Genomic DNA, 22521 nt, shown 5'->3' on the forward strand with positions numbered 1-22521 from the left:
ATTTTTGGTCTAACTTTTGGGGGTCACTATAATACTGAAATCTCTTTTTGTTGTGTTTTGATCTGATTACTTCCTATATATTCAAATAAATTGATCCAAACATGAGCATCGTTCCTGCCATCACGAAAAAGTGCCAAATCAAATGTAGTCCCGGGATGCGTGGAAAACTATAAATCACCGCTCCCACGGTAAACACCACACCTCCTGCGACTAGCAACCAAAATCCAGTTGGTGACAAGTTAGCGTATAGGGCTTTTCCTGCTAACAAACACATCCATCCCATAATCACATAAATCGTTGTTTCCACCTTTTGAAAACGACCTTTACTCCAAATATGGGTGATGATTCCTGCCAACGCCATTGCCCAAATCATACTTAACATCAATATTCCACTGGTTCCGCCAACAAAAATAATACAATATGGCGTGTAAGTCCCTGCAATTAGCAAAAAAATATTACTATGGTCAAAAATTTGAAAAACTCGTCTGGCTTTCGTAAAGGCTAAACAGTGAAACAACGTCGAAGCCAAATATAACATTAGTAAGGTTGCTCCATAAATAACTAAGCTGGTAATGGCAGTAGATGATAAATTTTGCGTGACGGCTTTAACGATCAATAAAATAACTAAGCCTAAGCTACCAAAAAAGGCCACCCCATGGGTCACAGCATTCCAAACTTCGTATATAATCTGACTTCTTCGTGTTTGCATCATTTTTATCCCTCATTTCGTATTATGTAGTTGTTGGTGTTATTATACATAGAATCGTATTCTACGTAAAGCGAAATGCATATCAATTTGAATAAAATTTATGCTATGATACTAGCTGGAGGATTTATTGATGACAGAAGAAAATTATCAAAAGTGGCTACAGAATTTTAAACAACTTCGTTTGCCCGAATTTAAAGACTTTCCAGACCTTGATTTATACATGGACCAAGTCATTCAAGAAGTTAATCGCTACTTAACACCAATCTTAGATACCCAAATCACCAAAACCATGGTCAATAGTTACGTCAAGATGGAACTTGTAACGCGTCCTACTAAAAAGAAGTACAACGCTAGCCACATTGCTTCTATTATGATGATTAGCATTTTTAAAACTGCTTTTGCGCTAGATACTATCAAACAATTGCTAGCTACAGATGATATTGAAACCTACTTCAACCAATTTATTAGGCGTTTTAATCATGAAATCAGCCATTTAGAAGAACCCGTCGCGTCATTTTCTCAATTAGAAATAGCTATTCGAACCGTTTTATATAAGCTTATCTTAGAGCAAAAAATTGTAAAAAAATAACTACTAACTTTTGAGGTTAGTAGTTTTTTTGACTTTTATTTATCGCCTGGAAGGCTTAGTAATTGTGGTTTACTGAAGAAATAACCTTGGCGGCGGCTAATACCAAAACTTTGGCTTAGCTGATTGTCTGCTTGGTCTTCGATGCCTTCCAGTACCAAATGAATATTGTATTCAGAACTAATCGCGTTCCAGAAACGGACCTTTTGTTTGATTTTAGGATCTTGAATTGTAGACTTAAAGTTTTGAACGGCAAATTTAATTTCTGAAGCTAAGGGAAGGAAGTCTTCAATATCTTCAAACTGATTGTGTCCTGTACCCACGTCATCAAGTGAAATTTGGATTCCTTTGCTGACAAAGCGTTCAAGTTGCTCTTTTATTTCTGTAGGTGTGTATTCGCGTTCACTAACATCTTCGGTTAATTCAACGATTAACTTGGTTGGATAAAGTTGACGTTGACTTTCGATGATTGCTTCTGCAATATCAGTATTCATTAATTGGTCACGGTTAACGTTAACTGAACAATAGCGAACCTTTTGGCCTAATATTTTAGTTGTTTCTATCAATAAGTTAGCAAAAACTTTTGTATCAATATCAATAAATGAACTCGGTAGGCGCCAGCCATCTGGAGTTAGCTCCTTAATTAATAGTTCGTATCCTAAAACGGCATTCGTGGCTGTATTAATTTGTTGTTGTGCAAAAAAACGATACTTAGGCATTTAGAATACCTCCTTCGATAATTTAAAAAAAATAAATCATATACTATACTATGTATAACATTTAAGTTATAGTATACTATATAAATACTATAATTCATACCATACAAAAGAGGTGTCATTACAGATGACAGAAAAAATAATCGTCGTTGGTTGTACCCATGCTGGTATTGCAGCGGTCAATGAAATCTTGAAATACCACCCACAAGCGGATGTTACTGTTTTCGAACGACACGATACAATTTCATATTTATCATGCGCCACTTACTTAACATTAGGAAAAACAATATCTAATCTTGATGAAGCGATGTATGCTGATCCCGACTACTACCGGGCTCAAGGGATAGACATGCGTCTATGCCACGATGTAATTGATATTAATGTCGAAGAACATACCGTTTTTGCTCAAGACTTAGAGACTAAAGAATTCACTACCGAATCTTTCGATAAGTTAATCATGGCTACTGGTTCACTCACGTCTATTCCTACTATTCAAGGCGTTGAAAATCCCAAAGTAAAGCTATGCAAAACTTATGAAGAAGCTCGTGACTTATGTAACGAAGCCCAAAATGATGAACGAATCGCTATTATTGGCGGTAGCTATATTGGTGTTGAATTAGCTGAAGGTTACAATAAATCTAACCACGAGGTTATTCTTTTCCATAAAAAAGAGACTCTACTAGACCGTCATATCGAACCTGAAATTGCTGACAAAATTACCAATCTTTTAGAAGATAAAGGCATTCAGGTCAAAACTGGTACGATTGTTAAATCCTTCGAAGATGGCGCTAACGATACCTTAATCGTAAAAACCGCCGACGAAGCGTTTGAAGTAGATATGGCTGTAATTTGTACTGGCTTACTTCCTCAAGCTGATTTATTACAAGGTAAAGTAGATCAACTAACTAATGGAGCAATCGTCGTTAATGATTATATGGAAACATCTAACCCTGATATCTTTGCTGCTGGAGATGCTGCTTCAGTTAAACATAATGGTTTGCAAACCGATGTTTACATGCCATTAGCATCACAAGCCGTTCGCCAAGGGGCCTTGGCTGGTATTAATGTGTTAGATAAACGCCTCCGTTCAATTGGTACCCAATCAACAACTGGAATGCTAATCTTCGGACGCACTTTAGCTTGTAGTGGTGTGACCTTAGCCATGGCTTTGGATGCTGGAATTAACGCTACTAAAGTGGCATATAAAGGTAGCTACCGTCCAGACTTTATGCCTAATGCTCACAAAGTTGAAATCGAATTAGTTTACGATCGTAACTCCCGTAAGGTTTTGGGAGTACAACTCTGGAGCAAACATGATGTTTCTCAAGCTGCGGATACAATCTCAGCCTTAATGCATTATCACGGCACGATTGACGAATTATCTTTTATAGATATGCTATTTTCTCCGAACTTTGATCAACCTTTCAATTACTTAAATCTAGTTGGTCAATTAGCTGTTAAACAAGAAAATGGTTACTTACGAACATAATAATAACAAATAAACTACGACAAAAGGTAATGAATCCTTCGAAGTACGAAATTCACTTCGAAAATTACCTAAAGTCGTAGTTTTTTAATATTCTACACGTAAACCTAATAGATATTGCGCAATTTGGGCCGCTTGAGTAGCATTGACTTGCATTCCTCTAATTAAACGCTCTTCTACATCAATTTTTTCAAAAAAACATGTACTGAGATTAACATGCTTCAGCGATGTATCATAAAAGGACATTTGATCAATTTCACAATGCTCAAATTGAACTGCTCCTTGTAGTTTATTTTCAGCAAAACTACTATCTTTTAGATTGCAGGCATTGAACATTGTATCTTTAACTTTCATTTGATTTAGAGCTGCTAACTGCATATTCGTCCCATCTAACAGAACGTTGTTAAAAATTGCGCCATTCAAGTTGATCCCTAACATCTTGCAATTTCTAAATTCACATCGATAAAAAACTGCTTCTTCCATTTTACAGTTTGAAAAATCACAGCCAACAAAAATCGAGTCGGTTAACTCTAGCCGATAAAAATCGCTTTGATTAAACTTAACGTGTTCAAAGTAAGATTGTTCGATGATGCCCCGTTCAAGGAATTGCTTTTCAGCATTTTGATTTCTAATTTGATGATTTATCAGCATCCGGTCTTCATCCTTGTAAATCTCAAAAAATGACTCCTCTGGTAAATTATCAATAACTATTTTAGGTTTTTGCACTCCTACATCCTCCGCCGTTTTAATGTCCTGCAGTCATCTTAATTCCTATAATCCCAACAATCAACATTATAATAAAAACCCACGTAATATTAGGAATTTGATCATGAAATAAGATTACGCCGACAATGATTGAACCCACTGCACCAATTCCCGTCCAAATCGGATAAGCTAAACTAAGAGGCATCTGTTTAATCGCCAATGATAAAAATACAAAGCTCATAATCATCCCCACTGCGGTCGCGATTCCATATGTTAGAACACTAAATCCTTCGCTGAGCTTCATAGTAGTTGCCCATACGACTTCAAAAATACCTGCCAAAACTAAATAAAACCATGTCATCTTCAATTCCTCCTAAAAAATAAAAAAGGCATCCGTAAAGCTCTTCATTGACCTAATGAGCTTTACAAATGCCTGACCACCCGGTGGTGATTTCCGTTTTAATTTAACCTAATCATAGCAACTTTTTAATTTTCCAGCAAGCTATGTCCTAATTAATCTACTACTTTAGGCTTAGAGTAACCAAAAACTGCACCATCAGGTGAAATCCTCTTTGGAGACTTTTATCACCTTTTAGCACAGTTTCATTTAACTTAAATTAAGTTAATTAATCTTTTCAAATACCGTCTTACTCTTCACTTGACCTTGGCCAGCTTTAGCAATTTGATAAGTAAAACTGTGGGCAGTAAATTTCTTACTTGTCGCTAAAATTCCGTTATATTGCCATTGTGAAATTTTACCATCTTTAGTTTCTTGAGCCAGAGTTAAAGTTCCACCTTCAGCTTTATAATTCCAAGAAGTTAACTTAGATTGAGCCTTATATTCTTTGTCAAAATCTTGTTGACTCTTACCTGCCTTGAGGGCAGTAGCCTTATCGGAATTAACTACGGCCCGATCACCACTCTTAGCAAAGGTAACATATAAAGTCTTATCTTTTGAAACACTCTGGTAAAGATAAGTGTTACCCGGTATTTTTTTAGCTACGGAGTGTCCCATATTCCAGTACACACCGCCACATACGATTACGATCACAGCAACGATGATCCCAATAACTGTCCATTTCTTCTTCATCAGCCAAAGTTCCTCTCGGTTAATTATTCTTCAGTATCTGTATTTTCGTCATCAGTAGTTGTGACTTGGTTATTACTATCTTCGTCATCAGAACTTGAGTTTTGATCTTCATCTTCAGTATCTGTATCAGCGTCTTCTGATTCGTCATCAAAGTCAGTATCTTCATCGGAGCCTTCATCAGAACTTGAGTCTACGTCTTCTGAATCTGTATCTTCATCATCTGTATCAGCATCGCTATCATCACTATTACTGTCTTCATCTGAATCAGAATCATCATCAGTAGTTGTCAAAGTTACGTTGAAACTAAAGTCATCATCGTTAGCTTCAATTGTTAATTCAACATCGTCAGCGTCATCAATATCTTTAGTCTTACCATCAGCCTTAAGTTGTGCAACAATCTTGTCAGCTAATTTTTCAGCGTTTTCATCTGTAAGCTTGTCACTACCAGTTGAAACATCTTGATCACTGTCGTAAACGTCCTCTGTATCAGAATCAGAGTCATCACTTGTATCATCACTATCAGCATCTGAATCGGAGTCGTCATCATCTTTACCAGTGAAGTCTACAGTTAGCTTGTCATCATCCAAACCTAACTTGCTTGATACTTCATCGCTAACTGCATCTGAGAAGGCACTTTCATCCATTTCACTATCTGAATCGCTGTCTGATTTAGAATCTGATGAGTCTGAATGATGATTCTTAGAACCTGATTTAGAATCTGATGAGCTATCAGTGTCAGCATCACGATCTGCATCTGAACTTGACTTAGAAGCATCCTTATCGCTATCTGCTTCACCTTTCTTACCATCTGGATCTAAATCAGATGCATATTCATTGCCATCATCTTTTGATTTGCTAGACGAACTTGCTTCTTCATGACTTACTGGTGAAACATTAATGTTTACCGTGTTATGACTATTATCAACGAAATTATTGATAGTTACCTTAGTCTTAGCAACATAAACACCATCACCATAGTAATGCCAATCTGATGGTACTTCACCATCGCGGTTTAGAACTAAGGTATCGCCAGCATAGATTAAGTCAATATTTTGAATATTGTTATCATAAGCTAATTTAGCCATGGGGATACCTGTAGCATCTGAAATACCAGAAAGTGTATCTCCCCATTGAATTATGTATTCGTTTCCGTGTAAATTACTAGTATCAATATGTTGAGCACTAATATTATTACTAATGTCTTCAGTTGTGTTAGCTACCCAGTTAGTGATATCGGCACGTTCAGCATTGGTTTGTTGTGTATAAAAACTATCGGCCATTGCTGTAGAAGTTTGGATAGCTAAGGGCGCAAATAAAAGCGCACTTGCTAAAGCTGCACCAGTGATTCTTTTTTTATTCATAAAAACTCCTCCAAAAGACTTTTTAATTACTATTTATACCTTTTATAGTAAGCTTTTACTTCCTAATACTCAATGATTTTTACGTTAAAGTGTTAAAAAAAGCATAGTTCATAGACTGTGCTTAACTTTATATCAGATTAATAAAATGTTGAATTGTTCCACTCTCAAAGAGGATATAGATTCCCAATCCAATGTAAACAATAATAGTTACTAAAGTTCCCCATCGATCAAAAATCTTTGCCACTGTTGGGAGGCAAACTAATAGATATCCTAATAGCGCAAACAAGGTCATCATAGCTACAAACGTTAGTAAAACAACTATTAAACTAGCCACGCTCAACTGCGTAAATATTGGGACATATATTCCGATATTATCCGCTCCACAAGTCGCAATCGTAATAAAAGCAACATTCAAGATTACGCCGCGCCGATTGTTGATTTGCTTTTGAATCACATCTTCATCATCAGCAGCGCCCGCAACTATCAACTTGATACCCATAGCAATTGGTATTAATCCCAGCAATCCTAGTATCCATTCGTCGGGGACGGACTTTAAAACCAATGCAATCATTAAACTTGCTGAAACTAAAACGGTTGTACCAACAATATCACCAAAGTAAACTAAAATACGCTTATTTTTAGGAACCATCGCAAATACGACCATCAAAACGATTAAATAGTCTATACTAGTTGATATATATGCAGTTACACCTGTTAAAATATCTTTTATCATCGCTTTTCCTCCCCAACCTTATTTTACATACATATGATAACATATTCATATGAAAGGAAGTTAATATGAAGCAAAAAAAACTAAAATTAATTGACGATGTGATGCTCACTGAGACCCAAAAAATTCTTAGCTTGCTTAAAAACCCGGTGCGACTTCAAATTTTATACATTCTGTCGCAGCAGAACCTCAGTGTTTCTGAAATTGTAGAACTTCTCCATCTCGATCAGTCGTTGGTCTCTCATCATCTATCAGATTTGCGTAAATACCAGTTAGTTTCAACTAAACGTGATGGTAAATCGATTTTTTATGAACTCGATGATCCGCATATCTTAGATATTGTTAATGAAACTCTTGAACATGCTGATCACGTGCTAAAGGGGAAAAAGCACAATGAAAAATAGCCTAACCCACGGAATTTCCGTCTGGTTAGGCTATTTTTATTTGCATAATTTAGTTTAAGTTAGTTAGTAAAACGCTCTAAAAAATCTAAATATGAATCAAGAATGGTACTAAAGAATTGCGTAGTCGATTGATCAAAATGGTCACCATCCAGATGTTGCGGAACATTACCAATATAAGCTTCCGGTTGTTGAAGGGTTGGCATATCAACAAATACCAAGGACTGGCGAAGGTGATGGTTTGCCCCAAACCCACCAATTGCTCCAGGGGAAGCCGATACAACCAAAGCTGGCTTGCCACCCCAAACGTTTTCGCCCATGGGTCTAGAACCAACATCAATTGCGTTCTTTAAAGCCGCTGGTACCGAACGATTATATTCAGGAGTAAAGAACATTACCCCTGCTACATTTTGCACAGTATCACGTAGTCTTTGCCATTCTGCTGGGATTTCACCCTGATCTAAATCTTCGTTATACAATGGCAAATCACCAATCTCAATCCACGTTGCCTCATATTCTTTAGGTAAGATACTTTCAAATGTTTTTGCCACAAGTCGATTTAATGAACCTTCACGCAAACTACCAACGATAATGCCGATTTCTTTTGCCATAAAATTCCTCCTTGTCGTATTTAAAGCATTAACAATACCTTAACTACAGTATAGAGAAATTAGTGGTTAATTGATAATGATATGCGTGGGCGTTTTAAAAAATAGTTGGCACTAGTCCGCCATCAACCCGCAATGCTTCACCAGAAAATGACGATGCATCTGGACTAGCAACAAAGGCTGCGAAACGACCAATTTCTTCTGGACGAATCAAACGTTGAATTTGAGAACGGGAACGATGGTTTTTCATAAAGTCCGCTTCCCATTCTGATTTAGGTAAATCACTATCAGCGTACATATCTTCTAGCATTTGCTGTACCCCTTCAGTTAATGTAGAACCCGGCATTATGGTATTAACCGTCACATGTGTAGCAACCGTTAGTTTCGATAAGCTCTTAGCTAACGACAAATTCATGGTCTTAGTCATGCTGTATTGAGGCATTTCTCCCGATGGCATCACGGCTTCTTCGCTAGCAATAAAAATGATTCTTCCAAAATCCTGATCTAACATTTTAGGCAAGTAAAATTTAGCTAAAGCATTCCCAGCTAATACGTTAATCTGGAAGAATTTATTCCATGTATCATCATCAATATCGGCATATTCCATCGGTTGAAAGATTCCCATGTTATTGATTAAGATATCAACCTTGGGATACTGCTCAAACAGGTGTGTTCGACTAGCTTCATTGGCAATATCAGCAGCTGCACCTTGCGGGTTAGTGCTCGGAAATTGGGTTTTAATATCAGCCACGACTTGATCAACCTCAACTTGATTCCGTCCGTTAATAATCACGTCAGCCCCCTCACGGGCTAATTCTGTAGCAATAGCTTTTCCAATCCCTTTGGTTGAGCCGGTAATCAAAGCTAATTTATGTGTTAAATGTAAATCCATAGTGTGCCTCCTTCTAAAATCTAAAAATCAAATTCATCTGGGTTAGGTCCGACGCGCAAGTTTTCATTCAAAGCATTAATTTGGTCCATATCTTCCGGTGCTAATTCGAAATCAAAAATCTGCGCGTTACTTAGCATCCGTTCGGCACGAACTGATTTAACTACTAACAAAATATTTTGTTGAACATCCCACCGTAAAACAATCTGAGCGACAGACTTATTGTACTTTTGGGCAATCTTAGCTAACACAGCGTTGTCTAAGATTTTTCCTTGCATCAAAGGTGACCAAGCTTGGACTTTGATATCATGTTTAGCTGCATATTCTCGCATCTCGAGCTGACTTAATTGCGGATGAGTTTCTATTTGATTAATTACCGGTGTAATTTCAGCAAATTCCGCTAGAGCTTGGAGATGGTGAATTTGGAAATTACTTACACCAATCGCTTTAATCTTTCCTTGTTTATATAAAGTTTCTAGTGCTCGCCATGCATCTTGAAATGCATTATCTCCTGGCCAATGAATTAGATAAAGATCCAAATAATCTAAACCTAACTTCTTTAGACTACTCTCAAAGGCTGCTATCGTTTCATCGTACGATAAGTGGTCATTCCAAACCTTAGAAGTGACAAATAAATCGGCTCGCTTCAAACCAGTTGCCGCCAACCCGGCTTTAATGCCTGCTCCAGTTCCCGCTTCATTTCCGTAAATCTGTGCTGTGTCGATTAAACGGTAACCATTTTTGATTCCATTTGCAACTACTTGAGCCGTATCTGCATCTGGAATTTGAAAAACTCCCAGACCTAGCCCTGGGATTGCAGTTCCATTATTTAACATTATGCGATCGTTTAAAGAATTAATCATTTTTTTCTCCTTTGAAGTTCAATTATAATTTTAACTATAACTAAACTGTTTCTATTCAGCTAGTACCCACTTTATTGTGCTATACATACCAAAAAGTATGCTTTGTGTTATACTGGCAAAAAAGGAGCGAAACTTTATGACAAAACGAATTTATAATATTGGTGTGGAAGCGACAATGGATGTTATCGGCGGTAAATGGAAGCCCATCATCCTATGTAACCTCCGCCATGGACAACAACGTCCTAGTGAATTACGGCGTAATATCCAAGGAATTAGTCAAAAAATGTTAACCCAACAACTTCGGGAGTTGGAACAGGATAACATTGTAGTTCGTAAATCATACAACACCGTTCCACCTAAAGTGGAATATTACCTAAGCGATTATGGAAGATCGCTTGAAAAATTGCTCGACACATTATGTAGTTGGGGCGAAATGCACGTTAGCACTTTACAAGCTAAAGGTGAAGACGTAGCACTCGTGAAAGTCGATTAATAAAGGGCGCTAAATTATCGGTACTGCTCTGATAATTAGCGCTTTTTTTATTTCACTGATAATTTATTAAATAAAAAATTATCTCGTAACATTAATTGGTATATTCCATTATATTTTTTAGTAAAAATAATTAAAATATCATCATATTTAACATTTTTATGTCATTTTTTAGTTATATATCATTTGTAAGGGTTTACATTAATGATTTTTATCACTATACTGTTTTTGTTACCAAAATATAAAGGAGGAGATTTTTCATGAATAAATTTATGGACTGGTTACAAAGTGTCCTAATGCCACCACTTGCTAAAGCGGGGAATAATAAATATCTGGTTTCCATTCGTAACGGACTAGTATTAACCCTACCGGCTGTGATTAGTGGTTCAATTTTCTTAATTATTGCTAATATTCCAATCCCTGCCTGGTCGAATTTTATGAAACCATACATGGACGCCATGGGAGTTGCAGTTAATGGTTCTTTCGGAATCATTTCACTGTTAGCTGCCATCGGAATTGGTTACGAATTAGCTAAAGCTTTGGAGTTAGACGCTATCAATGGCGCTGGGCTTTCCACGATGGCTTTTATCGTAGCTTCATTCAACAGTAAATACACCCTCGATACTGCAAACTTCGCTTCATCTGGCTTGTTTACAGCGATTGTTTGTTCATTTATTTCTGTTTTGATTTTGAACTTATTCGTTAAAAAAAATTGGGTTATTAAACTGCCAAATGGTGTTCCAGCTGCTGTTAGCCAATCATTTGTTTCACTAATTCCTGGTTTTTTAGTTTTGCTATTATTCTGGGGGCTTCGAGTTCCCCTTCATTTTGATATTAATCTATTTGTTCAAAGCATCTTCCATCCCCTATTATTTGCTATGAACAGTCTACCAGGAATTATGTTCTACACGTTATTAGTTAGTGTTTTGTGGGTAGCAGGTATCCATGGGGATATGACACTCGAAGGGATCTCGGATCCAATCTTCCTTCAATTTCTAACAGCTAATGGTATAGCTTACGCACACCATCAAACTATACCATACTTAACATCATCTGGTTTTTCTAGTTTATTTGTTAATGTTGGTGGAACCGGTGCGACCATTATGCTCGTATTTTGGATGCTTTCATCCAAGAGTAAGGCTTATCGAGAACTTGGTAAAGTTGCCTTCCCCGGCGCCTTATTTGAAATTAATGAACCCGTAATTTTTGGTTTCCCAATAGTTATGAATCCAATCACCTTGATTCCTTTTATTGTGATTCCTCAAATTTTAACGGTCCTAACCTACATTTTGATGAGCGTCCATTTAGTTCGCCCAGCCGTAATGATGGTTCCTTGGACCATGCCACCAATTATCGGACCTTTAATGGCAACTGGTTGGGATTGGCGTGCAGGAGTTTGGTCAGCAATTGAACTAGTCATTGCCGGAGCAATCTACTATCCCTTCTTCAAAGTGGCTGAAAAACAAATGGTTGCCCAAGAAGCAAGTGAGGCTTAATCTTTCATGAAAATCAAAATTCTATTAAAATATAGTGTAGTAGGTGCCATCTTGATTGCAGCTCTTGCTATTACGATGACCCAACTTCATTTAACTTCAACCCTAACTAATCGAGTAGTTGAAATCGCTGGTATAATAGTATTTGTAGTACTAGGAGCACTTCTAAAACGAAAAGCAGTTAATAAAAATTAATGAGGCCCAACGACATGGATAAATTAGAACAGTTAACCCAAAAAGATTTGGAAGAATTTTATCAACTATACCTGTACGCCTTTACGAACTTAGATTCAAAAGGACGACGAGCTTTCTTTGATCATCGCTACAACCATGCTTTAAAATATGGAATCAAACATAATGGAAAACTCGGAAGCGGGATGTTAAGTATTCCATTTCACGTTAACTTTCATGGTGTGAAATACAAGATGAATGGGATTGGCGATGTCATGAGTTACCCCGAATACGGCGGTAACGGAGCAATTACCCAACTCATGCAACAGGCTTTTAACGATATGTTAGAAGACAACGTTGCTCTCTCATATCTTGCTCCATTTTCATACGATTTCTATCGTCGTTTTGGGTATGAAGAAGTTTTTGATCGTACCATCTATCGGGTTAAAAACACCGACTTATCGAGAGTAAAGATTGACAAAAAGATTGGTAGTATTGAACGTTTAACCTTAGCCGAAGCTATTCCATTTATTAAGGAAGTTTATGCTAATAATCCCAACAGCCACAATGCTGGTTTAATTCGTGAGGATTGGTGGTGGGATTATCTCGTTCTCAAGCATCCTCATTGGCAAGTGGGCGTCTACTTCTCTGAAGACCACTTATCTGCGGGGTACGTTATCTACGAAGGGCTTGATACTACCTTCTCGATTCAAGAAATCATGTTTACTAATTGGGAAAGTTTCCAATATCTAAGTCGCTTTATCTGCCAACATGAGTCGATGTTTTCAACTTTCGAATACGCCAGTGGTGACCCTTTAGGCCATCCTGACATTCTAAAGAATCCATCCAATGTTGAAGTCCAGATTAAGCCTTACATGATGGCTCGCATTATTAACCTTGAGACCTTCATTAATCACTATCCATTCTTAAAGAAAATCAAAAGCACTCGTGTTGCAGTTACTGATAAAATGCTTCCGGCTAATAACGGAATTTGGCGTCTTTTAATCAATGCCAATGGCACTAGCTTTGAGAAAATTAGTGATAACGAAAATAATATGGCTGACATTCGTATATCTATTCAAGAACTCACTAAAGTTTTATTAGGTTATCGTTCCTTAAATGAACTTAATCGAATTGGAGCGATTCGCGGTAGCTATGAGGCTATCACAAATTTAGATGCTACCTTACGTAAAGAACCACCTATGCTATGGGATTACTTTTAAATCAAACTTTAAAAAGGCAAACCAACGTCAGTTGATTTGCCTTTTTATCATTTTTCAGTATAAATAGAACGGAGATTATATCTAATATATCTTTCAAAAAAGTTTACTAAATACATCGTCAGCTGCTTTAGCAATGGAAAAGCGCCTAATCCGATTGCACAAAGCATCAATGTCAGCGGGATTTGATACAAGTTTAAACTAACAGGAGTTACCCATCCCATCATATGGACAACCAGCCATTCACCTACTAATAAGGCTGGAGACACTATAAAGCCGATGATGGAGATCCAAAGACCACATAAAATTCCAGCAACTGCCAAGACAACTCCCATGGTGACAATAACGTTGAACCAGAAAAAACCAAATAATGCTAACCAATTAATTTTTTTCATTTTATGACCTGCTTCCTCTTTCGAATTAGAGGGATGCATTGCAACCAATTGGTCGAGCGAAACATTATACAACTGCGCAAGATCTTTTAAAGCATATATATTTGGCATCGTTTTTCCTTGTTCCCAACGTGAAATCGTTTGTCTGGTAACATACATTTGTGTCGCCACTTCTTGTTGAGTAAGATCTCGTGCTTGCCGTATTTTTTGTAACGTTGTTCCGATTGACATCCAACCACCCCTTCTAGTTCTACTCTGCCACAGTCATTTTAAAAACCAAGCAACAAACCTGTTACATGGCTTAAAAATCAAGTTTTATTAACTTCATTTCATTCCTTTTGAAGTTAAATTTGGGTAAAAAAATAATGATAGAAAAAATTTCTATCATCATTTTTATTACTTATAACGTTGATTCTTTTAAAACACCATCGTTAATTTCGAACATTTGATCAGCATACGATTTCAAGCGCATATCATGGGTAACAATTACTACCGCTTTATGACGATCGTGTGCTAGATCCGCAAATAAACGACCAACTTCTTTAACCCGTTCACTATCCAAAGCCGCCGTTGGCTCATCAGCTAAGATAATGGCAGGATCGGGATACAAGGCCCGAGCAATCGCCACTCGTTGCTGCTGACCACCTGATAACTCTGTTGGAAATTTATCAACTAAATCTTCGATTCCTAGTTGTTGCAATAATTTATCTAAACTTTCTTTGGATAAATTACCTTCTTTTTTTACTTTATCGACCAATTTGAATTGATCTTTAACCGTTAGAAATGGTAATAAATGGTAATTTTGTAGAACGAAACCAATGTTATTAAGTCTTAATTTTTCAAGGTCTTTACGGGAACTAGTTTGATAATCTTGTCCATTCACTTTAACTTGTCCAGTAGTTGGAGTCCGCAACCCGCCCCCAATGGTTAAGAATGTACTTTTCCCAGAACCACTGGGACCAATAATCAAGCTCAATGTCCCAGCTTCAGCCTTAAAATTAACGTCATGTAATACGTGAACTTTAGCAATCCCTTTTCCATAAATTTGGTTGATATTATTCATTTCAATTGCAGTCATCATTTATCCTCCAATTACACTTACTGGGTCTAGTTTTAGTACACTTCGTATTGGTAACAAGCCCCCTAACAGCCCTGTGATTACCAATCCTACGGCTACTGATGCAAGGATTGGAATATCAAATGCCATTGGAACTGCAGCAGGTAAAATAGCAGCTGTAGCAGCTGTTAGAGCCGTTCCAATAATGGTTCCACTAATCACCAAAATTAGTGATTGAGCTAACGTGCTCCAAACTAACACGCTACTTGGGATTCCTTGAGCTCGTAAAACGGCATAATTTGGAAGTTTTTGGATAGTAAGGATGTATAGGAAGATGGCAATGACGATTAAAGAAATGACCATTAAAAATCCTATCATCAGTGAGAAGGTCATATTCTGAGCTGAGTAACCTGGAAGCTTCTCAATAAAGGATTTAACTTTGTAAGATTTTAGCGGTTCCTTAACCTTTAAATTCTTAGTTTTAGAAACAATTGCACTAGCCTTAGTCTGTGGTGTAGCATGCTTGAGCGCTTGCCAATCGGATAATTTCCCATAAATTACTGGTGCAATATTTAACTTCGCATTCTTAGTAAAACCGACAATTTTAAATGCTTTATCTGCATCATTCAATTCGATTTTATCGCCAAGTCGGTAACCACTTTGTTCGAATTTTTCATCTACCACTACTTCGTGGTCTTGCTTCACTTTATGCCCACTAGTAAGTTTCAAGTCTTTAGCAATGAATTGATCATTATCAATTCCAACAAAACTAGAAGAAATCTTAGCCTGCTTCCCCTTTTGGTCTTTAGCTACTACCGCAACTTGTCCAATCAAGGCATCTTTTTTAGTTAATTTTTGGTCTTTTACTTGTTGATCAGTCACCAACGACTGACTTAAATTAACGTTGGCATCTTGGTTTAAAACTACTGTTTCTACTTTCCAGGAGTTAATGGCATCCGTATTTTGATGAGCTAAACCTAGTGCTAAACTAGTTAAAATAAAAATTAAATAACTAATCAAAACAATCATTCCGATAATTAGACTGTATCGTAATTTTTCTTTTTTGATTTCTTTTAAAGCTAGAAACATAATTATTCCTCCAGAATTTTTAGGACTTTTTCTAATTGGTGTAATCGGGCATCGGTAGTCCCTGGTTCAATCAGTGCGCAACGAATTGTATCGTGGATTAGTGTCATTTCCGCCCACTGTATCTCAGCATGCGGTTCAAGTGGTGCAACTAATCTGGTCACATAAACTTCGTTGTAGTGATAGTGCATTTGAAATAGCTCGTAATACTTACTATTCTGAGTATTCTTAATAAATTGGCGAGCTTCATCGACCAAATTTTCGCCACGCCTTTCATTTTGCCGAATTGCCTGGTGGATATCCTGAATTGCGATTTGATATAAATAACGGTAAGCATCTGGTACATCTTTAAAATAATTATAAAATGCACCACGTGAAATTCCGGCACCTTTCACGATGCGAGCAACTTGTGCTTCTGTAACCGGATGATGCGTGAATTCCAATAATAGCGATTCTTCGATGGCCGTTCTTTTATCCGGTTTCAACTTCTGTAAAACATCTGAAGCCACTCCTCCACCTCCTTAAAATAAAAATGACACCGTGTCAACAATGCTAGAATAGCACAAAGTGACACCGTGTCAAAATTATTTGCTTATTTTTTTAAGTTAACAGTCTGCGTGGCAATTTTCTGGACAAACTCTCGATCATGTTCCACCACTAATAAGGTGGGCTTGAACTTCAAAACTAAATTTTGAATTTGCTCCCGTGTGATTACATCTAGGTAATTTAGGGGTTCATCCCAAATATATAGATTGGCTTCTTCACACAGCGACCGAGCTAAGGCAACTTTTCTCTTCTGTCCCATACTCATCTGCTCAATTCGATAATCAAACATCGTACGTTCAAAACCCAGTTTTCTCAGCATTGCCAGCAAGTCCTGAACTTCAACTTCCTTTTCGGCAGCAAACTGTTCTAGTGTGCCTTGGAGCTGGTCAAAATCCTGTGGTAAATATGATATTCGTAAATTTTCGCGTATTTTTAGATTACCTTTAGCAATTAGTTCGTTTTGCCCTAACATTGCCTTAATTAAGGTTGATTTTCCAGAACCATTTTCGCCTTGAATAACCATCCGCTCATTCTTCTTTAGTTCAAGATTAAGCGGCTGATTTAATAGTTTTCCAGCTCTTTGTAAAACTAAACTATCCGCTTCTAGTAAAGCATTGTTTTGGGGTCCGAGATACGGTTGATAATTCAATTGAAGTTCATCCTGAATTTCAATATTCTTTAGTAATTGTTTCTTATCTGTTAATTTTTTCTCAGCCCGATCCCGAATATTCAAGGCTTTGCTCATCACTTTAGCCGCTTTATGACCTACAAACCCCTTATCCGGAGCACCAGCTTTTTTACGTTCCGTTGCTCGGGACCACTCTTGCTTTTGGCGCGTGGCCTGTTCTAATTTTTTTATATCTTTTTTCATCGTGGCATTCAAACTGATTTCACGTTCATCCACATTGGCACGTTCAGCTGCCCAGGTTTCATAATTCCCCTTAAAGCTGCTAATTTGAGCACGATCAATTGAAATAACATGATCAATAACTTGATTTAAAAAGTAACGATCATGACTAACCACAATGTATCCTTGTTTTTGTTTTAAATATTTAGCTAAAAGGTCGCGCCCAGCTGCATCCAAATGATTCGTCGGTTCGTCAATCAATTGAAATGAATTTTGATCTGCAAACATGGCTGCTAAAAGGGCTTTAGTTTGTTGCCCCGGACTTAGTGATGCATAAGTCTGCTCTAAAATTTCTTCAGCAAGACCAATTTGGTCTAGTTCTCGCTCAACCTCCCAGAAATCAGAGTAATCGCGACCAGTAATTTTCATCAGGACCATTCGCACCGAATCCTGTGGTTCAGTAATCTTAGCTGGAAAATAATTGAACTTCAGGTTGGTTTCCACTTTTCCCTCATATTCAACCTGATTCTGCAAAATCTTCATCAGCGTCGTTTTACCACGCCCATTTCTGCCAATCAGACCTAATTTCCAGCTAGCATCGATTTCCAACGCTACTTGGTCAAAAACCGGTTTTATTTGGTTATCGTAGCTAAAGCTTACGTTTTTTAATTGTATTATTCCCATTTATGTCTCCTCTCTTTCGAGGAGTAGTTCGTTTTAAGGCATAAAAAAGCACCAGGTGTGCAGGCCTGATGCAATACAAAGTGCATAATACCAATAAAAATTTATTTTTGGTCGGCACATCGAATGTATCAAAAACTACAAACTACTCCCGAAAATAAAGAAATCGTCATTCCAATATTTCCAAAATTAGTCTGTAATCTTCAATCCCATCGACATCCCTTCCTAATAAACTAGCCTTAGCTTAACAATGAATGCGTTTTTTTCAAGAAATATCCCTCTTTGTAATCTGATATTAAAATAAGACCCAAGTTAGTGTAACGCTTATTTATTTAGTCATTAATAATATTCCAAAAATGATTAGCGCCCCATACACAAGTTTAATGGCTCTTTCGGGAGCAATTCGCGCTACTAACCAATTACCAAAAGGTACCACTACTAGCAATCCTGGAATAACCATAGCTAATACTTCCAACGCATCTATCGACCAAAAACCCGCTGCTAGATGGCTTGCAACGACCAAGATTCCCACACATAAAAAATGAGCTTGGAGAATGGCCCGCAGCTGTTGGGCTGGCCATTTTTTCAAAGTTCCATATACGGCCACTGGCACACCATGGCTGTTGTATGCACTACCTAGTGCGCCTGAAATAATTCCGGTCAAATAATCATAGCCTTGTGCTTGTAAATGGGGGCGCCCGACTCGACCTGAAAGACTATGCCACAAGCTATAAATCCCGTAAGCAATTAAAAAAATTCCTAAGCCATGTAACACAATTGCGGCAGGAACTTTCTTGATGACTAAAATTCCTAGAGGTACTCCAATTAGTGAACCTGTCATTAATCGACGAACCGCTTTAAAATCAATATGATGCCACTCACGAATCGTGGCTGGTAAAGCAACCAGTAAGCCCACCGCTCCGATTAATGCGGTGCTGGTCTGTAGATCAAACCCAATTAATGCCAATAATGGCATCGAAACTAGAGCTTCCCCAAATCCGAAAACTGTACGCGTTAGTGCTCCAACCCATGCTATTAGTAATACCCCTAAAATAATCATTTCAATTCCTCATTTCAGTCATTACAAGACTTAATTGTATATGGAAAAAGCAAAATCGACAACGGTGTAAACTAATTTTTAGACGTCGATAAAATTAAGATTTCCATTACCCAATTGGTGTTCTTTGACCATTCTACCTTAAAATTGAAGTTCATTTTTTGCTTCAAGCTCCATTGCTGAACTTCAATTTAATCAAAAAAGATGCGGATGCGTTATAATGGTGGACACAAGGAGTTGAATATTTTGCATATATTAACAGTTATCTTAGTTGCACTCGTAGCCATTGAGCATATTGGCATCATGGGCATTGAATTATTGGGTTCTAGTGCATTTCTTGCCAAAACCTTTGAAATTCCCTTAGTGGAAGTTCAACGCCCTCATTTACGAACGGCGTTAGCCAATCAAGGTCTTTATAACGGCTTCGTGGCCTTAGCCCTCTTCTTGGCACTCTTTATTCCAACAGGGACTATTATGAAGATGATGCTCATCTTTTTCCTAGCAAGCATTTTTATCTTAGCAGCATACGGTACTCTCACCGTCGCCAAAAAGATTCTTTTAGTCCAAGGTTTACCCGCCTTGATTACTTTGATTTTGGTATTATTTATTTTCTAAATAAAAAAGGATAGCCTTAGAGGCTATCCTTTTTTATTAGATTCGTATAAAATTGCTTTCCGTTTAGTGCCTTCAATAATGAACGCAATAACTACTAAAACAATTAAAATTGTAAATAGTCCTAAACTATAAAGGAAAACAAATGAGGTTGATTCAATTATCATACTACCAACTAAGGGACCGATTGCCCGGCCAGCCGAAGGAAAAGCACTTGCTAGACCTTGATATTTTCCCTTTTGGTCATAAGGTGAAAGACTGTTAACGATTGCTGGAATCGATGGAAAGGCAATTGCTTCTCCAATGGTTAAAACAATCATGGCGATTACAAAGTGGTAATATTCGTGTGCTACGGCTAGAATTCCAAAAGATAGGGTAAAAAATGCAATCCCCAAATAGACTTGATGATATGGATCCTTCAGTAAACGTCCCCCTTTGGAGCTGAGAAGCCCTTGAACGATTAAAATGAATAATCCATTGACCGTCCATAAAAAGCTGTATAAACGAAGCGGAATGTGCAATTTTAGCATATAGATCGAAACCGTACTATTCCATTGTTGATAGAAAACCCACATAATTACCAAACTAATGAAAAATGCCATGATAATTGTCAAGTTAACTTTTGGCATTTTAGTTTTCTCATGATCGTCTTCTTGTACTACTTGAGCAGGGCGATCTTCTTGTGGAATTCGGTAAGTAAAGAACGCTACAATGAAAAATACCGTAAACATAATGGTTGCTATGGTGAAAAGCGGCGTGACACTGTGCTTAAATAAAACTCCCACAATAGCAGTACCTAGCATGACCCCTAAATTTTGGACGAAATATAGCATGTTAAAAACATATCGGCCATCTTTACTCTTAATTGATGTTCCCATTGAGTTATTTAAGGCAACAATCCAACCTGTTCCAAATCCGATTAGTACCAATACAATCGGATATACTGGCCAGCCGTTGAAGAAAATCAACGTAAAGAACGAAATCCAGGTAAATGCAATTCCACCTAAGATTAAATAATAGCTATCATACTTGTCATAAAGGCGCCCGGCAACAAAAGATCCTAAAATACTAGCAACTGAGTTTAAAAATAAAACAATCCCTGCCATTACTAATGAATGGCCTAGTTCTTGGTTCATATAAATTGTTGTTAGTGGCCACACTGAACTCATCGCAATACTATCAATCAAAACTCCTAATAATAACCACTTTAATTTTAATTCGCGCATAATTCCTCCCCTAATTTTTATAATAAAAGACTGATTTAGACTAAAAAGTCTTAAACCAGTCTTGAAAATAATGAATCTCATTTTTCAAATACCTAATGCGCTCCCGCTTCAGGCATATAAGCTAACGAAGAAAATTTATTGTACGACTTAATAAACAACAGATTTACCGTACCACGAGCCCCACTACGGTTTTTTTCAATGATAACTTCAACGGGACCAACATTTTGATCTTCTTCATCCCGTGGATCTTGGTCTCGATCTGCGTCTTCATTGCCATCTTCCCGTTCGTAATAATCATCACGGTATAGGAATGCTACAATATCCGCATCCTGTTCAATTGAACCAGATTCACGGATATCAGACATTACCGGGCGCTTATCTTGGCGTTGTTCCACTCCACGTGAAAGCTGTGAAAGCGCAATGACCGGTACGCCTAGTTCCTTGGCGAGTTTTTTAAGTTGTCGTGAAATAGCTGAAACTTCTTGCTGACGATTTTCTCCAGATCCCTCAATTAGCTGCAAGTAATCTACCACAACTAAGCCAAGGTTTCCTTGCTCTTTAGCTAGACGACGACATTTCGCACGAATCTCCGACATTTTAATTCCCGGAGTATCATCGATATAGATACTTGCCTTAGCTAAAGAACCCATCGCCACCACTAAATTTTGCCATTCTTCTTCATTTAGCTGACCGGTTCTTAAATGATTTGCATCAATACTTCCTTCCGCACATAACATACGATTTACCAGCTGTTCAGCTCCCATTTCTAAACTGAAAATAGCCACTGATTTATCAGTCTTAGTACCCACATTTTGCGCAATATTTAACGCAAACGCAGTCTTACCGACAGCTGGACGCGCTGCAAGAATAATTAATTCATCTGCATGTAATCCAGTAGTAATTTTATCTAACTCTTTAAATCCGGTTGGTAATCCGGTAATCTCATCGTCATTTTGATAAAGACGATCAATTTCTTCCATTGAAGTTGTTAAAACATCTGCAATTGGCTTAAAACCCGTTTGATTACGGTTTTCAGCAACATCCATGATTTCACGTTCAGCTTCGTCCAAGATATTAGCCACATCGTCATCTTGGGTGTAACCTTTTGTAGCAATCGCTGTTGCTGTCTTAATTAATTTTCGTAATAAAGATTTTTCTTGAACAATCTTAGCGTAGTAGCCGACATTGGCTGCGGTTGGAACTGATCCTGCCAATTCAGCAATGTAAGTAATTCCACCGGCATCTTCGATTTGATTATGTTCTTCAAGTGCATTGTTGACTGTCAATGCGTCAATGGCTTCATCCGCATCGTTCAAATCAACCATCACTTTAAAAATAACTTGATGAGCGTGTTTATAAAAATCTTCCGCCGTGACGTATTCCATCGCGTCAATCAATGCATCTGAACTTAAGAAAACAGCTCCCAAAACCGCCTTTTCGGCCTCAATGTTTTGCGGAGGCGTTTGATTTTCTAAAATACCGTTGTCCATGTTACTCTC

The 22521-nt window shown here is 37.5% G+C and carries 26 protein-coding genes; 8 read left to right on the forward strand and 18 right to left on the reverse strand.

Going from position 1 to position 22521, the window contains the following annotated elements; all coding sequences use genetic code 11:
* Positions 1-73: 73 nt before the first annotated feature.
* Positions 74-712, reverse strand: coding sequence for a PAQR family membrane homeostasis protein TrhA (gene trhA, locus IV86_RS00005; protein ID WP_002833896.1), 639 nt, complete (start codon positions 710-712; stop codon positions 74-76).
* A 127-nt stretch (positions 713-839) separates the two neighbouring features.
* Here trhA and IV86_RS00010 point away from each other — a divergent pair, with 127 nt between their 5' ends.
* Positions 840-1298, forward strand: a complete 459-nt coding sequence (locus tag IV86_RS00010) for a DUF1836 domain-containing protein (protein WP_002833895.1) — start codon at positions 840-842, stop codon at positions 1296-1298.
* 35 nt (positions 1299-1333) lie between these two features.
* Here IV86_RS00010 and IV86_RS00015 read toward each other — a convergent pair whose 3' ends face one another.
* The gene (locus IV86_RS00015; RefSeq protein ID WP_002833894.1) at positions 1334-2014 is read right to left on the reverse strand and encodes an EAL domain-containing protein; all 681 of its coding nucleotides are present in this window, start codon (positions 2012-2014) and stop codon (positions 1334-1336) included.
* Positions 2015-2138: 124 nt separating this feature from the next.
* Here IV86_RS00015 and IV86_RS00020 point away from each other — a divergent pair, with 124 nt between their 5' ends.
* Positions 2139-3500 carry an FAD-dependent oxidoreductase gene (locus IV86_RS00020; RefSeq protein ID WP_002833893.1) on the forward strand — a complete coding sequence of 454 codons (1362 nt, stop codon included), beginning with the start codon at positions 2139-2141 and terminating at the stop codon, positions 3498-3500.
* A gap of 84 nt (positions 3501-3584) precedes the next feature.
* Here the strand turns inward: IV86_RS00020 and IV86_RS00025 are convergent, their stop codons facing one another.
* The 5 genes from IV86_RS00025 to IV86_RS00045 form a co-directional block, all read right to left on the reverse strand.
* Positions 3585-4223, reverse strand: a complete 639-nt coding sequence (locus IV86_RS00025; protein ID WP_002833892.1) for a pentapeptide repeat-containing protein — start codon at positions 4221-4223, stop codon at positions 3585-3587.
* Positions 4224-4242: 19 nt separating this feature from the next.
* On the reverse strand, positions 4243-4563 hold the full coding sequence (locus IV86_RS00030; protein ID WP_002833891.1) for a DMT family transporter: 321 nt from the start codon (positions 4561-4563) through the stop codon (positions 4243-4245).
* A gap of 261 nt (positions 4564-4824) precedes the next feature.
* Complete coding sequence (locus IV86_RS00035) at positions 4825-5292, reverse strand: hypothetical protein (protein ID WP_002833890.1); 468 nt, start codon at positions 5290-5292, stop codon at positions 4825-4827.
* Positions 5293-5315: 23 nt separating this feature from the next.
* Positions 5316-6653 (reverse strand): LysM peptidoglycan-binding domain-containing protein, encoded by a 1338-nt coding sequence (locus IV86_RS00040; RefSeq protein ID WP_056979273.1) that lies wholly within the window; start codon positions 6651-6653, stop codon positions 5316-5318.
* A 127-nt stretch (positions 6654-6780) separates the two neighbouring features.
* Entirely contained in the window at positions 6781-7386 is a 606-nt protein-coding gene (locus IV86_RS00045) for a cadmium resistance transporter (protein WP_002833888.1), read from the reverse strand.
* 65 nt (positions 7387-7451) lie between these two features.
* On the opposite strand from IV86_RS00045, the gene IV86_RS00050 reads away from it, so the two are divergent.
* Entirely contained in the window at positions 7452-7787 is a 336-nt protein-coding gene (locus IV86_RS00050; RefSeq protein WP_002833887.1) for an ArsR/SmtB family transcription factor, read from the forward strand.
* A gap of 59 nt (positions 7788-7846) precedes the next feature.
* Here IV86_RS00050 and IV86_RS00055 read toward each other — a convergent pair whose 3' ends face one another.
* From IV86_RS00055 to IV86_RS00065, 3 genes are all read right to left on the reverse strand, one after another.
* A complete protein-coding gene (locus IV86_RS00055) occupies positions 7847-8395 on the reverse strand; it encodes an NADPH-dependent FMN reductase (protein ID WP_002833886.1) in 549 nt (182 codons plus the stop codon).
* 94 nt (positions 8396-8489) lie between these two features.
* Positions 8490-9284 (reverse strand): SDR family NAD(P)-dependent oxidoreductase, encoded by a 795-nt coding sequence (locus IV86_RS00060; protein WP_002833885.1) that lies wholly within the window; start codon positions 9282-9284, stop codon positions 8490-8492.
* 20 nt (positions 9285-9304) lie between these two features.
* Positions 9305-10144 (reverse strand): aldo/keto reductase, encoded by an 840-nt coding sequence (locus IV86_RS00065; protein ID WP_002833884.1) that lies wholly within the window; start codon positions 10142-10144, stop codon positions 9305-9307.
* A 136-nt stretch (positions 10145-10280) separates the two neighbouring features.
* Here IV86_RS00065 and IV86_RS00070 point away from each other — a divergent pair, with 136 nt between their 5' ends.
* From IV86_RS00070 to IV86_RS00085, 4 genes are all read left to right on the forward strand, one after another.
* Positions 10281-10637: a winged helix-turn-helix transcriptional regulator gene (locus tag IV86_RS00070; RefSeq protein ID WP_002833883.1), complete on the forward strand. Its 357-nt coding sequence runs from the start codon at positions 10281-10283 to the stop codon at positions 10635-10637.
* 257 nt (positions 10638-10894) lie between these two features.
* Positions 10895-12130, forward strand: coding sequence for a PTS sugar transporter subunit IIC (locus IV86_RS00075; protein ID WP_056979274.1), 1236 nt, complete (start codon positions 10895-10897; stop codon positions 12128-12130).
* Between the two features lie 6 nt (positions 12131-12136).
* Positions 12137-12322: a hypothetical protein gene (locus IV86_RS00080; RefSeq protein ID WP_002833881.1), complete on the forward strand. Its 186-nt coding sequence runs from the start codon at positions 12137-12139 to the stop codon at positions 12320-12322.
* A 14-nt stretch (positions 12323-12336) separates the two neighbouring features.
* Positions 12337-13521: a GNAT family N-acetyltransferase gene (locus IV86_RS00085; RefSeq protein WP_002833880.1), complete on the forward strand. Its 1185-nt coding sequence runs from the start codon at positions 12337-12339 to the stop codon at positions 13519-13521.
* A gap of 47 nt (positions 13522-13568) precedes the next feature.
* On the opposite strand, the gene IV86_RS00090 is transcribed toward IV86_RS00085, so the two are convergent.
* The 6 genes from IV86_RS00090 to IV86_RS00115 all read right to left on the reverse strand — a co-directional run bounded on the left by IV86_RS00090 (position 13569) and on the right by IV86_RS00115 (position 19187).
* Positions 13569-14141, reverse strand: coding sequence for a helix-turn-helix domain-containing protein (locus tag IV86_RS00090; RefSeq protein ID WP_029257611.1), 573 nt, complete (start codon positions 14139-14141; stop codon positions 13569-13571).
* Between the two features lie 169 nt (positions 14142-14310).
* On the reverse strand, positions 14311-14988 hold the full coding sequence (locus IV86_RS00095) for an ABC transporter ATP-binding protein (RefSeq protein WP_002833878.1): 678 nt from the start codon (positions 14986-14988) through the stop codon (positions 14311-14313).
* 3 nt (positions 14989-14991) lie between these two features.
* Positions 14992-16056 (reverse strand): ABC transporter permease, encoded by a 1065-nt coding sequence (locus IV86_RS00100; RefSeq protein WP_002833877.1) that lies wholly within the window; start codon positions 16054-16056, stop codon positions 14992-14994.
* 2 nt (positions 16057-16058) lie between these two features.
* The gene (locus tag IV86_RS00105) at positions 16059-16562 is read right to left on the reverse strand and encodes a TetR/AcrR family transcriptional regulator (RefSeq protein ID WP_002833875.1); all 504 of its coding nucleotides are present in this window, start codon (positions 16560-16562) and stop codon (positions 16059-16061) included.
* A gap of 83 nt (positions 16563-16645) precedes the next feature.
* Positions 16646-18130 carry a ribosomal protection-like ABC-F family protein gene (gene abc-f / locus IV86_RS00110; RefSeq protein WP_056979275.1) on the reverse strand — a complete coding sequence of 495 codons (1485 nt, stop codon included), beginning with the start codon at positions 18128-18130 and terminating at the stop codon, positions 16646-16648.
* 325 nt (positions 18131-18455) lie between these two features.
* Complete coding sequence (locus IV86_RS00115; protein WP_029257609.1) at positions 18456-19187, reverse strand: sulfite exporter TauE/SafE family protein; 732 nt, start codon at positions 19185-19187, stop codon at positions 18456-18458.
* Between the two features lie 243 nt (positions 19188-19430).
* On the opposite strand from IV86_RS00115, the gene IV86_RS00120 reads away from it, so the two are divergent.
* Positions 19431-19799 (forward strand): DUF1304 domain-containing protein, encoded by a 369-nt coding sequence (locus IV86_RS00120; protein ID WP_056979276.1) that lies wholly within the window; start codon positions 19431-19433, stop codon positions 19797-19799.
* 23 nt (positions 19800-19822) lie between these two features.
* Here the strand turns inward: IV86_RS00120 and IV86_RS00125 are convergent, their stop codons facing one another.
* Together IV86_RS00125 and dnaB are read right to left on the reverse strand one after the other, a co-directional pair.
* On the reverse strand, positions 19823-21022 hold the full coding sequence (locus IV86_RS00125; RefSeq protein ID WP_002833871.1) for an MDR family MFS transporter: 1200 nt from the start codon (positions 21020-21022) through the stop codon (positions 19823-19825).
* A 92-nt stretch (positions 21023-21114) separates the two neighbouring features.
* Positions 21115-22512, reverse strand: a complete 1398-nt coding sequence (gene dnaB, locus IV86_RS00130) for a replicative DNA helicase (RefSeq protein WP_002833870.1) — start codon at positions 22510-22512, stop codon at positions 21115-21117.
* Between the last annotated feature and the right edge of the window lie 9 nt (positions 22513-22521).

Source organism: Pediococcus pentosaceus (assembly GCF_001437285.1).
Lineage (GTDB): Bacteria > Bacillota > Bacilli > Lactobacillales > Lactobacillaceae > Pediococcus > Pediococcus pentosaceus.

Bases quoted from the DNA above. Each gene is read 5' to 3' on its own strand.
- trhA (WP_002833896.1), bottom strand. From the start codon at position 712: ATGATGCAAACACGAAGAAGTCAGATTATATACGAAGTTTGGAATGCT.
- IV86_RS00010 (WP_002833895.1), top strand. From the start codon at position 840: ATGACAGAAGAAAATTATCAAAAGTGGCTACAGAATTTTAAACAACTT.
- IV86_RS00015 (WP_002833894.1), bottom strand. From the start codon at position 2,014: ATGCCTAAGTATCGTTTTTTTGCACAACAACAAATTAATACAGCCACG.
- IV86_RS00020 (WP_002833893.1), top strand. From the start codon at position 2,139: ATGACAGAAAAAATAATCGTCGTTGGTTGTACCCATGCTGGTATTGCA.
- IV86_RS00030 (WP_002833891.1), bottom strand. From the start codon at position 4,563: ATGACATGGTTTTATTTAGTTTTGGCAGGTATTTTTGAAGTCGTATGG.
- IV86_RS00035 (WP_002833890.1), bottom strand. From the start codon at position 5,292: ATGAAGAAGAAATGGACAGTTATTGGGATCATCGTTGCTGTGATCGTA.
- IV86_RS00040 (WP_056979273.1), bottom strand. From the start codon at position 6,653: ATGAATAAAAAAAGAATCACTGGTGCAGCTTTAGCAAGTGCGCTTTTA.
- IV86_RS00045 (WP_002833888.1), bottom strand. From the start codon at position 7,386: ATGATAAAAGATATTTTAACAGGTGTAACTGCATATATATCAACTAGT.
- IV86_RS00050 (WP_002833887.1), top strand. From the start codon at position 7,452: ATGAAGCAAAAAAAACTAAAATTAATTGACGATGTGATGCTCACTGAG.
- IV86_RS00055 (WP_002833886.1), bottom strand. From the start codon at position 8,395: ATGGCAAAAGAAATCGGCATTATCGTTGGTAGTTTGCGTGAAGGTTCA.
- IV86_RS00060 (WP_002833885.1), bottom strand. From the start codon at position 9,284: ATGGATTTACATTTAACACATAAATTAGCTTTGATTACCGGCTCAACC.
- IV86_RS00065 (WP_002833884.1), bottom strand. From the start codon at position 10,144: ATGATTAATTCTTTAAACGATCGCATAATGTTAAATAATGGAACTGCA.
- IV86_RS00070 (WP_002833883.1), top strand. From the start codon at position 10,281: ATGACAAAACGAATTTATAATATTGGTGTGGAAGCGACAATGGATGTT.
- IV86_RS00075 (WP_056979274.1), top strand. From the start codon at position 10,895: ATGAATAAATTTATGGACTGGTTACAAAGTGTCCTAATGCCACCACTT.
- IV86_RS00080 (WP_002833881.1), top strand. From the start codon at position 12,137: ATGAAAATCAAAATTCTATTAAAATATAGTGTAGTAGGTGCCATCTTG.
- IV86_RS00085 (WP_002833880.1), top strand. From the start codon at position 12,337: ATGGATAAATTAGAACAGTTAACCCAAAAAGATTTGGAAGAATTTTAT.
- IV86_RS00090 (WP_029257611.1), bottom strand. From the start codon at position 14,141: ATGTCAATCGGAACAACGTTACAAAAAATACGGCAAGCACGAGATCTT.
- IV86_RS00095 (WP_002833878.1), bottom strand. From the start codon at position 14,988: ATGACTGCAATTGAAATGAATAATATCAACCAAATTTATGGAAAAGGG.
- IV86_RS00100 (WP_002833877.1), bottom strand. From the start codon at position 16,056: ATGTTTCTAGCTTTAAAAGAAATCAAAAAAGAAAAATTACGATACAGT.
- abc-f (WP_056979275.1), bottom strand. From the start codon at position 18,130: ATGGGAATAATACAATTAAAAAACGTAAGCTTTAGCTACGATAACCAA.
- IV86_RS00115 (WP_029257609.1), bottom strand. From the start codon at position 19,187: ATGATTATTTTAGGGGTATTACTAATAGCATGGGTTGGAGCACTAACG.
- IV86_RS00125 (WP_002833871.1), bottom strand. From the start codon at position 21,022: ATGCGCGAATTAAAATTAAAGTGGTTATTATTAGGAGTTTTGATTGAT.
- dnaB (WP_002833870.1), bottom strand. From the start codon at position 22,512: ATGGACAACGGTATTTTAGAAAATCAAACGCCTCCGCAAAACATTGAG.